The 11,876-nt window shown below is 68.3% G+C and carries 13 protein-coding genes; 10 read left to right on the forward strand and 3 right to left on the reverse strand.

Annotated elements, in window-relative coordinates:
• Positions 1–82 precede the first annotated feature (82 nt).
• From DFQ59_RS10685 to pdsS, 6 genes are all read left to right on the forward strand, one after another.
• On the forward strand, positions 83–937 hold the full coding sequence (locus DFQ59_RS10685; RefSeq protein WP_114279694.1) for a DMT family transporter: 855 nt from the start codon (positions 83–85) through the stop codon (positions 935–937).
• 99 nt (positions 938–1,036) lie between these two features.
• A complete protein-coding gene (purB, locus tag DFQ59_RS10690; protein WP_114279695.1) occupies positions 1,037–2,407 on the forward strand; it encodes an adenylosuccinate lyase in 1,371 nt (456 codons plus the stop codon).
• Between the two features lie 335 nt (positions 2,408–2,742).
• On the forward strand, positions 2,743–3,255 hold the full coding sequence (locus DFQ59_RS10695; protein ID WP_114279696.1) for a DUF7931 domain-containing protein: 513 nt from the start codon (positions 2,743–2,745) through the stop codon (positions 3,253–3,255).
• Positions 3,256–3,328: 73 nt separating this feature from the next.
• Positions 3,329–4,090, forward strand: coding sequence for a secretin N-terminal domain-containing protein (locus DFQ59_RS10700; RefSeq protein ID WP_147275226.1), 762 nt, complete (start codon positions 3,329–3,331; stop codon positions 4,088–4,090).
• A gap of 8 nt (positions 4,091–4,098) precedes the next feature.
• Entirely contained in the window at positions 4,099–4,794 is a 696-nt protein-coding gene (gene pdsR / locus DFQ59_RS10705; protein ID WP_114279698.1) for a proteobacterial dedicated sortase system response regulator, read from the forward strand.
• A gap of 1 nt (position 4,795) precedes the next feature.
• Positions 4,796–6,937 carry a proteobacterial dedicated sortase system histidine kinase gene (gene pdsS, locus DFQ59_RS10710; protein WP_170142130.1) on the forward strand — a complete coding sequence of 714 codons (2,142 nt, stop codon included), beginning with the start codon at positions 4,796–4,798 and terminating at the stop codon, positions 6,935–6,937.
• Here pdsS and DFQ59_RS10715 read toward each other — a convergent pair.
• Together DFQ59_RS10715 and DFQ59_RS20535 are read right to left on the reverse strand one after the other, a co-directional pair.
• Positions 6,903–7,124 carry an RND transporter gene (locus DFQ59_RS10715; RefSeq protein WP_114279700.1) on the reverse strand — a complete coding sequence of 74 codons (222 nt, stop codon included), beginning with the start codon at positions 7,122–7,124 and terminating at the stop codon, positions 6,903–6,905. The two genes, pdsS and DFQ59_RS10715, sit on opposite strands and share 35 nt — an antisense overlap.
• 95 nt (positions 7,125–7,219) lie before the next feature.
• Positions 7,220–7,351 (reverse strand): hypothetical protein, encoded by a 132-nt coding sequence (locus tag DFQ59_RS20535; protein ID WP_281268251.1) that lies wholly within the window; start codon positions 7,349–7,351, stop codon positions 7,220–7,222.
• A 405-nt stretch (positions 7,352–7,756) separates the two neighbouring features.
• On the opposite strand from DFQ59_RS20535, the gene DFQ59_RS10720 reads away from it, so the two are divergent.
• Complete coding sequence (locus DFQ59_RS10720) at positions 7,757–8,647, forward strand: sterol desaturase family protein (RefSeq protein WP_114279701.1); 891 nt, start codon at positions 7,757–7,759, stop codon at positions 8,645–8,647.
• Positions 8,644–9,822, forward strand: a complete 1,179-nt coding sequence (locus tag DFQ59_RS10725; protein WP_114279702.1) for a trans-sulfuration enzyme family protein — start codon at positions 8,644–8,646, stop codon at positions 9,820–9,822. The genes DFQ59_RS10720 and DFQ59_RS10725 overlap by 4 nt, the downstream gene beginning before the upstream one ends.
• A gap of 118 nt (positions 9,823–9,940) precedes the next feature.
• Here DFQ59_RS10725 and DFQ59_RS10730 read toward each other — a convergent pair whose 3' ends face one another.
• Complete coding sequence (locus DFQ59_RS10730; protein ID WP_211314883.1) at positions 9,941–10,378, reverse strand: Lrp/AsnC family transcriptional regulator; 438 nt, start codon at positions 10,376–10,378, stop codon at positions 9,941–9,943.
• 160 nt (positions 10,379–10,538) lie between these two features.
• Here DFQ59_RS10730 and DFQ59_RS10735 point away from each other — a divergent pair, with 160 nt between their 5' ends.
• Together DFQ59_RS10735 and DFQ59_RS10740 are read left to right on the forward strand one after the other, a co-directional pair.
• A complete protein-coding gene (locus tag DFQ59_RS10735; protein WP_211314884.1) occupies positions 10,539–11,150 on the forward strand; it encodes a LysE family translocator in 612 nt (203 codons plus the stop codon).
• Between the two features lie 344 nt (positions 11,151–11,494).
• Positions 11,495–11,779 (forward strand): hypothetical protein, encoded by a 285-nt coding sequence (locus DFQ59_RS10740; RefSeq protein ID WP_147275227.1) that lies wholly within the window; start codon positions 11,495–11,497, stop codon positions 11,777–11,779.
• The last annotated feature ends 97 nt before the right edge of the window (positions 11,780–11,876 follow it).

The following is an 11,876-nucleotide window of genomic DNA, read 5'->3' on the forward strand; positions in this document are numbered from 1 at the left end:
GCCTCCAAGAGCGGCGCAGTACACTAGTTCCCCCTCGTCCGAGCCGACCACCCCGACACCCAACCCGCGACCTGCTGCCACGATGAACCACCGGGACATCCAGCGCGGCGCCCTGCTGCTGGTGGGCGCGGCCCTCGCCTTCGCCTCCATGGGCGCGGTCATCAAGATCTCCACCGGCCAACTGCACTACACCCAGGTGGTCTTCTTCCGCAGCCTGTTCGGCCTGCTGGCCATGACCCCGTGGATGCTGCGCCACGGGGTCCGCGGCCTGGCCACGCCCCATCTCCGGCTCCACCTGGGGCGCAGCCTGAGCGGCGTGGCGGCCATGTTCTGCTTCTTCTACGCCATCGCCGAGCTGCGCCTCGGCGAGGCGGTGCTGCTCAACTACACCGCACCGCTGTTCACCCCGCTCATCGCCTGGTTCTGGCTGCGTGAACCGGTGACCCGGGGCATCTACATCGCCATCGCCGCGGGCTTCACCGGCATCCTACTGATACTCAAGCCCGGCTTCGGAGTCTTCCAGCCGGCGGCCCTCGCCGGACTGGCCTCCGGCGTGCTGGCGGCGCTGGCCTTCGTCGGCATCCGCCGCATGGCGGGCATCGAGCCGCCCACCCGCATCGTCTTCTACTACAGCCTGCTCTCCACCGCGGTCGCGGCGCTGCCGCTGGCCTGGTACTGGCGTGCGCCCGAACCCCGTGAATGGCTGCTGCTGATGGGGGTGGGCGGGCTCGCCACCATCGGCCAGCTGCTGCTCACCCGGGCCTATTCGCTGGCCCCGGTGGGCCGCATCGGCCCCTTCACCTACACCGCCGTGGTCTTCGCCGCTCTCTACGGCCGGATGCTCTGGGACGAGACCCTCGGCCCCGTGACCCTGGCCGGCATGGTGCTGGTATGCCTGGCCGGCATCCTGGCCCTGCGGCGCAAGGCGGTGGCGTGAGACGGCCTCCGGGACCTTGGTGTATCATTAGTGGTTTTCCGGCCCGGCCGATCCGTCCCGGGCGTGTGGCGACCGATTCACGTGATCCAAGGAGTGCCCATGGAACTCTCCACCCTGACCGCCGTGTCCCCCATCGACGGCCGCTACGGCAGCAAGACGGCGGAGCTGCGCCCCATCTTCAGCGAGTATGGCCTGATCCGTCACCGGGTCGGGGTCGAGGTCCGCTGGCTGGAACTGCTCGCCGGACTGGAGAGCATTCCCGAGGTGCCCGGGTTGAGCGCCCATGCCCGCCAGCTGCTGGAGGAGCTGGCGGAAAACTTCACCGAGGAGGATGCGCGCCGGGTCAAGAACATCGAGCGCACCACCAACCACGACGTGAAGGCGGTGGAGTACCTGATCAAGGAGCACATCGCGGGCAACGCGGAGCTCGCGGCGGTGAGCGAGTTCATCCACTTCGCCTGCACCTCCGAGGACATCAACAACCTGGCCCATGCCCTGATGCTGGCCGAGGCCCGCACCCAGGTGCTGCTGCCGGCCATGGACACGCTGATCGACGCCCTCACCGCGCTGGCCCACGACCTGGCCGACCAGCCGATGCTCGCCCGCACCCATGGCCAGCCGGCCTCTCCCACCACGCTGGGCAAGGAGATGGCCAACTTCGTCCACCGCCTGCGGCGCCAGCGGGAAACCCTGGTGCAGGTACCGCTGCTGGGCAAGATGAACGGCGCGGTGGGCAACTACAACGCCCACCTCTCCGCCTACCCGGAGGTGGACTGGCCGGTGGTCGCGAAGGACTTCGTGGAAAGCCTCGGCCTGGAGTGGAACCCCTCCACCGCCCAGATCGAACCCCACGACTACATCGCCGAGTACTTCGACGCCGTGGCCCGCTTCAACAACGTGCTGCTGGATTTCGACCGCGACGTCTGGGGCTACATCTCGCTCGGCTACTTCAAGCAGAAGACCGTGGCCGGCGAGGTGGGGTCCAGCACCATGCCCCACAAGGTCAACCCCATCGACTTCGAGAACTCCGAGGGCAACCTCGGCGTGGCCAACGCCCTGTTCCAGCACCTCGGCAGCAAGCTGCCGGTCTCCCGCTGGCAGCGCGATCTCTCCGATTCCACCGTGCTGCGCAACCTGGGCGTGGGCGTGGCCCACTCCCTCATCGCCTACCAGTCCAGCCTCAAGGGCATCGGCAAGCTCGAGGTGAATCCCCCGCGCCTGGCCGAGGATCTGGACAACGCCTGGGAGGTGCTGGCCGAGCCCATCCAGACGGTCATGCGCCGCTACGGCGTGGAGAAGCCCTACGAGCGTCTCAAGGAACTCACCCGCGGCCGGGGCGGCATCGACCGCGACTCGGTCCGGGCCTTCATCCGCGGCCTGGAGATTCCCGACGCGGCCAAGGCGCGCCTGCTCGAGCTCACCCCCGCCACCTACACCGGCAACGCCGCCGAACAGGCCCGCAACTGCTGAGGCCAGGTGGCCAGAACGTTTTTCTTTTCACCACGAAGGCACGAAGGACACGAAGAAATGATGAAGTTAACCGCAGATTACGCTGATTAACGCAGATTTCTTTGTGTGCAAACCGGACAGCCGTCATGTTGCAGCGGATACCGTCCTGGCGCCGCCTTTGGTAAGTCCCGTGCGCGGATCAAATCTGACTGCCGGTTGAACAACCGCACATGCCCATCCACGAAAATCAACGCAATCTGCGGTTACATGGTTTTTGTCTTTACTCTTTTCTTCGTGTCCTTCGTGCCTTCGTGGTGTAATTTCAACGTTCACGGGGCCGGAAAGGAGAACGCGCCATGCTGGATCTCAGCCGCCATGTCCTCGGGGAGACCGACACGCCGGTGCCCCTCGAAACCAGCGACGACTGCCGCGCTGCGGCGACCGAGCTGGTGCGGCAGGGCCATCGCACCCTGCTCATCTTCACTCACGACCTGGACCGCAAGGTCTACGACGACGCCGATTTCATCGACGCGGTCAGCGCCCTGGCCCGCCGCCATCACCTCTCCTGGGTGCGGATCCTGGTACAGGACATGGAGCCGGTGATCCACGGCCGCCACCGGCTGGTGGAACTGGCAGGGCGGCTCACCAGCCGCATCGAGATCCGCCATGCCCATCCCGATCACCGCAGCTTCAACAAGGCCTACCTGGTGGTGGACGACACCGGTTTGCTGCTGCGGGACACCGCGCGCGGCTACAGCGGCAGCGTCAACTTCTACGCGCCCCACGCGGCCCGCGAGTACGCCGCCCTGTTCCACAAGGCCTGGGACGTGGGCGAGCGGGATCCCAACCTCAACCGCCTCCATCTCTGATCCCGTGCCCGCCCGCCGCTCCCTCTCACCCGTGCTGTTGTGGCTGCTGCTGTGGCTGGCCTGGAGCGGCGCGATGGCCGAATCACGCCTGGAGGTCATCGAGCTCAGCCACCTCACCGGCGCCCAGGCGGAAGCGCTGCTGCGCCCGCTGGCCGGGCCGGGCGTGGGGCTCAGCCACTACAACAACCAGCTCATCGTGCGCGCCGAGCCGGCCGAGATCGCCCGTCTGCGCGGGGTACTGGCCGAGGTGGACCGTCCCCTCCGCACACTGCTGGTGAGCGTGCGCCAGACCACGGACCAGGGCTACGGCATGGATCGGGGCGACATCGCCGGGGGCCTGGGGGAAGGGGAGCCATCCCTGCGCGGCCGGCTCTCCGGCCGGAGCGGGGAGCGCCATGACGAGGCCGGGCAAAAGGTGCGGGTGCTGGAGGGGGGCTGGGCCTTCATCCGTACCGGCACCGCCGTGCCCGTGCGGGAGCACAGCTACGACCCCCGCAGCGGAACGATCCGGGAGAGCAGCCGCTACCTCTCCGCCGACAGCGGCTTCTACGCCCGGGCCCGGGTCACGGGGGACGGAGTGATCATCGACATCAGTCCGCGCCAGGCCCGCCTTTCCGGCGGGGCGCTGGAGGCGCGCACCATCGCCACCACGATCAGCGCTCCCCTGGGTGAATGGGTGGAGGTGGGAGGCAGCGCTGAATACGCCTCCGGGGGAGCGGGCTCGGGCGGGATTGCGGCCGGCACGCCGGGCGTGGCCGGAGGCGGCGGCTACGGTCGCATGGCGGGCAGCCGTGGCGGCAGCGTCTGGTTGCGGGTCGAGGTCATCGGGGAGTAACTGCAGCCATGGGACGCCGCATCGCCATCGTGGAGGACGAACCGGCCATCCGCGAAAACTACGCCGACGTCTTCTCCCGGCAGGGCTACCAGGTCAGTACCTACGCCAACCGGCCCGACGCCCTGGCGGCATTCCGCACCCGGCTGCCGGACCTGGCGCTCATCGACATCGGACTGGAGGACGAGGCCGAGGGGGGGTTCGATCTCTGCCGCGAGCTGCGTTCGCTCTCCCCCACAGTTCCCATCATTTTCCTCACCGCCCGCGACAGCGATCTCGACGCCGTATCGGGCCTGCGGCTGGGTGCCGACGACTATCTCACCAAGGACATCAGCCTGCCCCACCTCACCGCCCGCATCGCCGCGCTGTTCCGGCGCATGGAGGCGCTCGCCGCTCCGCCCGTGGCGGAGGAGGTCCTCGAGCGCGGCCCCCTGCGGCTGGACCTGAAGCGGATGGCGGCCCACTGGCGGGACCGGCCCCTGGAGCTGACGCTCACCGAGTTCTGGATGGTCCACTCCATCGTGCGCCATCCCGGCCACGTGCGCAGCCGGGACCGGCTGATGGAGGACGCCAGCACGGTGGTGGATGCCACCACCATCACCTCCTACATCAAGCGCATCCGGCGCAAGTTCGCCGCATTGGACCCCGCGTTCGACTGCATCGAGACGGTCCACGGCCTGGGCTACCGCTGGAAGTGCCCCGGCTGAGATGTCCGCCCGCGGCCTGAGCCTGCGCAGCAAGCTGCTGCTGACGGCCCTGGGGCTGCTGGCGATCCCCTGGGCCGGCTACCAGTACGTCCAGGAGATGGAGGCGTTCCTCCGCCAGGGCCAGGAGAACGCCCTGCTCGGCACGGCCCGCGCGGTCGCCACGGTGCTCCACGAGCGAACCGAGCTGTTCCGCGCCGCCGTCGCCGCCCCCGGCGTGGACGAACACGCCAATCCCTATGCCCATCCCCTCAGCACGCCGCTGGTGGTCGATGGCTATGCCGACGACTGGCTGCCCTACCAGGGGCTGAGCGTGCCCTACGGCCCGGCCCAGACGCTGCCCGGCTGGACGCCGCCGGACGCGGCTGACCTCGACATCAGGTTCCTGCTCGGCGTGCGCGGCGATCACCTCTACGTCCTGCTGCAGGTGCGGGACGACCGGGTGGTCTACCCCGCCGCCCGCGATCGCGAAGGCCGTGGCGGCGACCACCTGCTCCTGGCCTTCCGCGACCCCGACGGCCATTACCATGGCTACCGGCTCGCCACCCCCGCGCCCGGCTGGATCAGCGCCCGGCGGCTGGATGCCCCGCCGGGCGGGGCGTGGGCCGAACCGCGCATCCGCGGCGAATGGCAGGAGACGACGGAAGGCTACAACATCGAGCTGCGGCTGCCCCTGGCCCTGGCGGGAGACCGCTTCGGCTTCGCCGTGGCCGACGCCGACGACCCGCAGACCCGGCGGGTGGAGACGGTGGTGGGCAGCGCCGATCCGCGGGCCCCGGACACGCTCGGCAGCCTCTCCCTCCCCTCCCCCGAGATCAAGGCAATCCTGCGCGGACTGGAGCGCAGCCAGGCCCGAATCTGGGTGGTGGACCCGCGCCACCGGGTGCTGGCCTTCGCCGGCAGCCTCGGCCCGGCGACGGAGGAACCCCGGCCCGGCGCGCAGCCGGAACCGGCCTCGCTGCCCCGCCAGCTGCTCTCAGGTCTCTACCGGCTCATCCTCAGCCCACCCGCTGCCGGGTTCGATGACGCCCCGGTGGGGGCGGCGCGGCTGGAAGGACAGGAGGTGGACCGGGCGCTCGAGGGACGTCCGGAGACCCGCTGGCGCAGCGTCAGCGTCCGCGGCCTGAGCATCCTCTCGGCCGCCTACCCGGTGAGGAGCGGCGACCAGGTGCTGGGCGCGGTGGTGGTCGAGGAGACCAATAGCGACATCCTGACGCTGCAAAACCGGGCGCTGGAGAACCTCTTCAACGTCACCCTGGCGGTGTTCCTGGCCGCCATCCTCGGGCTGCTTTGGTTCGCCTCGCGGCTCTCCGCGCGCATCCGCCGGCTGCGCAACGAGGCGGAGCAGGCCATCGGCGGCGACGGCCGGGTCCTGGTCACCCGCGTGGGCGGGCATGATGCGGGTGACGAGATCGGTGACCTGGCGCGCAGCTTCGGCAACATGCTCGGCCGGCTGCAGCAGTACACCCGCTACCTGGAGGGCATGACCGGCCGGCTCTCCCACGAACTGCGCACGCCGCTGGCGGTGGTGCGCTCCTCGCTGGAGAATCTCGAGCTCTCCGAGCTGCCGGAGGCTTCCCGGGTCTACACCGAGCGCGCCCGCGAGGGCGTGACCCGGCTCAGTACCCTGCTCGCCCGCATGAGCGAGGCCACGCGCCTGGAACAGGCCCTGCAGCAGGCGGAACGGGAGCACTTCGACCTGCGGGCCCTGGTGGAGGGGTGCGTGGCGGGCTATCTCGACGTCTACCCGGGGCAGTCGATCAGCGTGGAGTTGCCCGGTTCGCCCGTCGCCCTCATCGGTGTCCCCGACCTGGTGGCCCAGATGCTGGACAAGCTGGTGGCCAACGCGGTGGAGTTCAGCGACGCCGGCGAGCCGGTGCGGGTCCGCCTCGCCGCCGGGCCGGGCAGCATCGTGTTGAGCGTGGAGAACACCGGGCCGGAGCTGCCCGCGGACATGGAGGGCCGCCTGTTCGACTCCATGGTTTCCGTGCGCTCCCGCCGGGATCCCGCGCCGCACCTGGGCCTGGGGCTCTACATCGTCCGGCTGGTGGCGGAATTCCACGGCGGCTCGGTACGCGCCGAGAACCGCGCGGGGGGAGGTGGCGCGCGCTTCAGCGTCTGGCTGCCGCGAGACGCAGGAGCCTGACCAGCAGCAGGACCGGAAGGGTCCCGTGCAGCAGCAGGTCGAAGATATCGATGGGACGGCCGAGCTCGCCGGCGGCAAGCATTTTCAGCTTCTCCCACAGGTGCGGCTCGGGCGCGAACGGCGCCAGCCCCAGGAGCAGGGCCCCGAACACGAGCGGCCCCAGCGGCAGCCGATCCAGCCAGTTCACGGAAATCTCTCCGGCAAGGGGAAGGATATGGCCAGTTTACCCGCTACCGCCCGTTGCCGCGCCGGAATCCCGTGTCGACGGGTGCGGGAAGCGGCTCAGACCGCCGCGATCAGGAACACCAGCAGGATCAACAGCAATCCGGCCCCGGTTCCCAGGAGCAGGCTGATCACCAGCCCCTCGCCCACCGTTTCCGCCAGTCCATAGGTGTGATTCGCCCGTGTGTTCATCAATTGCGCTCCCGTGAAACCTGGCCCAGCGCGCCGTCCCTGGCCGGTTCGAGCCTCCTGCACGCGCCGGAACTGCAGAACAGCAGCGGAGATTTCCGTTGTTGACATTACAGACCCGGCAGCGGGCAGCCAGCGGCAGCCGATGTGGCGATACGGTGAAGAAATGTGGCAAAAATATGGCAGCCCGCTTCCGGAACGGCCGCGGCAGGGGACCAGACGGCATGCTGGCGCCTTCACCGCGACGGTGTCACGATAGTCCCAACCCGTACTCTTCCGGCTGGAGTGGCGCCCCCACCTACGCGGACCGGGGCCGCATGTGGATCTGCGGGCGCTTCGGGCGAGGTGCGGGATTCACCAGGTCCGACGCCGGAATTGCATCGCCATGGTCGAGGAGGAGACACAGCCGTGACCGCATGGATAAGCCAGCACGAGGCCGCCATCCGTCTCGGTTTCTTCTTCGGCATTTTCGCCGTGATGGCGTTGTGGGAAGTCACGGCGCCGCGCCGTCCCCTGACCCAGTCCAAGCTCCGGCGCTGGCTCAACAACCTCGGCCTGGTGGTTCTGAACACCTTCGTGCTGCGGCTGATCTTTCCGGCCGCCGCCGTGGGCATGGCGGTGGTGGCGGGCGAGCGCGGCTGGGGGCTGTTCAACAATCTCGAACCGCCCGTCTGGGTGGCCGGGATTCTCGCCTTCCTGATCCTCGATCTCGCCATCTACCTGCAGCATGTGATGTTCCACGCGGTCCCGGCACTGTGGCGTCTGCACCGGGTGCACCACGCGGATCTCGATTTCGACGTCACCACGGGGGCCCGCTTCCACCCGGTGGAGATCCTGCTCTCGATGGTGATCAAGCTGGCGCTGGTGGCGGTCATCGGCCCGCCGGCCCTGGCGGTGCTGCTGTTCGAAGTGGTGCTCAACGCCACGGCCATGTTCAACCACGCCAACGCCTACCTGCCCCCGGGCCTGGACCGGGTACTGCGCTGGTTCCTGGTCACGCCCGACATGCACCGGGTGCACCACTCCATCGTCGCCAGCGAAACCAACAGCAACTTCGGCTTCAATCTCCCCTGGTGGGATCGTCTGCTCGGCACCTACAAGGCGCAGCCCGCCGCCGGCCATGGGGGCATGACCATCGGTCTCGACCATATCCGTGAGCCGCGCCGCTGCGTGAACCTGGCCGGTCTGCTGTCGCTGCCTTTCGTGCCGGACGTGGGCGCCTACGCCATCAACCGACGCTGGAACGCATCCGACCTTACCGACGATTCGGGGCCGGGGCCCCGGGAGGGTGAACGATGAACGACTACGAGGAGGAGTTCGACGGCCTGGAGACCGACTGTGTCCACGCCGGCGAAGCCGGTGATCCCCAGGGCGCAGTCCACGGCCCGGTCTACAACAGCACCACCTTCCGGTTCGACTCCACGGCCGAACTCCTGGAGACGCTGGAGGGGGGGCACAGCGGCGCCTTCTACACCCGCTACGGCATGAACCCGACCATCCAGGCCCTCGAAACCAAGCTGGCGGTGCTGGAGGGGGCGGAGTCGGCGCTCGCCTTCGGAGCCGGCATGGCCGCCCAGTCGGCCCTGTTCCTGACCCATGGGCGCGGGGGCATACTCTGCATCGGCGATGCCTATGGCGGCACCATCGAACTGCTCTCCGCGCAACTGCCCCTGCTCGGCATCCCCACCCGCTTCCTCCTCGCCGACGAACTCGACAGCCTGGAGGAGGTGCTCGACCAGGGGGTGGACCTGGTCTTCTTCGAGACCCCCACCAATCCCACCCTGGAGGTGTTCGACATCACCGGGATCAGCGACCGCGCCCATGCCGCGGGTGCCCTGGTGGCCGTCGACAACACCTTCGCCACCCCCATCAACCAGCAGCCCCTGGCGCTCGGAGCGGACCTGGTGGTGCACAGCGCCACGAAGTATCTCGGTGGCCACAGCGACATCACCGCCGGCGCGGTCATGGGCTCCCGCAATCTGCTCGAACCGATCTGGTCCTGGCGCAAGAACCTGGGCCAGGTTCCGGCGCCGGAGACCGCCGCGCTGCTGATGCGCAGCCTGCGCACCCTCGCCATCCGGGTGCGCCAGCACAACGCCAGTGCCCGGGCCGTGGCCGAGACCCTCTGCGAACACCCCCGGGTGACCCGCGTCCTCTACCCGGGCCTGCCGGAATTCGCCGGCTTCTCCCTGGCCCGGAAGCAGATGCACGGCTTCGGCGGAATGGTCACCTTCGAGGTGGACGGGGACGGGGACGAGACCGCCGACGTGGTGGACCGCCTGCGGCTGTTCACCATCGCCCCCAGCCTCGGCGGCGTGGAAAGCCTGGTCACCCAGCCGGTGACCACCACCCACTATACGATGGCCGCCGAGGAGCGTGAGCGGCGCGGCATCACCGAGTCCATGGTCCGCCTCTCGGTGGGGCTGGAGGACGTGGACGACCTGGTGGACGACCTGCTGCAGGCGCTGGATTGAGTGCGTGAGTGCGTGGGCGCCCTCTACGGCGTCCGGGCGGATCCGCCGCGGCCTCCTTGCTCTCCACCGGGGGCTCGCCCCCTGGCTTTTTTCCATGAGTCACCGCGCCGGATCCGGCTCAGCGCTCCTCGTCCGGTGCCCCGTACGCCCGTTTGAGAACCGGGGTGGACATCACGATTGAGGTCCGGGTGGTTCCGAACGGGCTCAGCTGCCGGATGAATTCCTCCAGGCGGCCGATGGAGGCCACCACCGCCCGGATGATGAACGCATCCTCACCGGTAATGTGGTGACACTCGCGTATCTCCGCTGTTGCCCGGGCCATGGCCAGGAATCGATCGTACTGGCTCGCCGGTGTCTTCAGGTGGATGAACACCGTCACGGGCAGTCCGATGCGGGCCGGATCCACCTCCGCGTGATAGCCGCGAATGACACCCGCCTCCTCCAGCCGCCGCACCCGCTCGGAAACCGCCGGAACCGACATGCCCACGGCACGGGCCAGTTCGGCGAAACTCGCCCGTCCGTTTGCCTGCAACACCTCCAGAAGCCGCCAGCTCACCGCATCGGGATGGTATGTCGCTTTTAAGGTCATTATGGATATTCGCCTTAATTGTTAATCAAGATCCGCATCCTGACTCGCCTTCAATAATAGCCCCTTCCCATATTCGCTATTAATCTTGAATACAGGCAAGCACTTCTGCGGCACGGAGTTGGAAGCAGTGGCAACGGATCTGTTCCTGCAGGGCGGTCTGATCGGGCTGGCCATAGCCGCACCGGTGGGGCCCATCGGCGTACTCTGCATCCAGAAAACCCTGGCCAGGAATCGTCTCCACGGCCTCGCGGCGGGCCTCGGAGCGGCAACGGCCGATGCCCTCTACGGCCTGCTGGCAGGGCTCGGCATCACAGCGTTGACCCACCTGCTGCTGGAAGCCAGAACCCCGATCCAACTGGGTGGCGGGCTGTTTCTCTGCTACCTGGGCTATCGCACCTTCACCGCGGACACCGGGGCACAGGCCGCGAGGGTCGGAGACACGGGGATGGGGGGCACCTATCTCTCGACGCTGCTGCTGACGCTGGCCAACCCCGTGACCATCCTTTCCTTCATGGCCATCTTCGCGGGCATGGGTACGTTTGCGCGCAGCGGCGGCGATACCCTGATCCTGGTATTCGGCATCTTCTCCGGTTCGGCATGCTGGTGGCTGATCCTCAGCGGTCTTGCCGACAGTCTCGGCCGGCGCCTGCTGAGGCAGGGCTCCTCGGGCCTGAACCGGATTTCCGGCGCCCTGCTCGCCGGCTTCGGACTCCTCGCGCTGCTGTCCGGTGGCGGGTGATGGGTGTCTAGTGTACTGCGCCTTGTCCTGGCGCTTTCGGGGATCTCTGAAAGTACCTCCAGGAGTGGCGCAGTACACTAGGGTGGCGACGGTGTTGCCATCTTCCGTCCGGCCTTCCCTTCTCCGCCTGAACGAAGCGTTGCAACGAAACATTGACACCCACGCCTCGCCGGCGGCGCGCGACGCGCCTCCCGCGACACATCAATCCCTGCATCTCATTGTTTTGATTCATTTATAACGCTCGCTCCAGAAACTGGCACGGCTTCTGCAAAGCTCCAGTCGACAGCGCAACACGCTGAACGGCTTACCCACCCAAGCAACGACGACCGACTGGAGAGATGACCATGAAGACCAAGACCCTGAGCATCGCCACCCTGGCCCTGACCCTCATTTCCGGCGCCGCCCTGGCGGAGAACCGCAACGAGCTGGATACCGACATCCTCTACGGCGGCGCCGCCGTCCAGGCCAGCAGCGGAATGGCCCTCCCCGGCCACGGGGTGGCGCGCAACGAGATCGACACCGATGTGCTGTACGGCACCGGCCAGCTCAGCTCCAGCCCCGCCCGGCCCGCCGGCGAGCGCGTGGTGGAGCGCAACGAGATCGACACCGACGTCCTCTACGGCGTCTGAACAGACCCGCCGCTTCCTCCTCACCCCCTTCCCGGGGGGCCTCGGCCCCCCGGCTTTTTTGCAACTCCCGCCTCCCGTTGCGGGCAGCGCTCTGGTA

Origin of the sequence: Thioalbus denitrificans (genome assembly GCF_003337735.1) — a bacterium.
In the GTDB taxonomy this organism is placed as follows: Bacteria; Pseudomonadota; Gammaproteobacteria; order DSM-26407; family DSM-26407; genus Thioalbus; species Thioalbus denitrificans.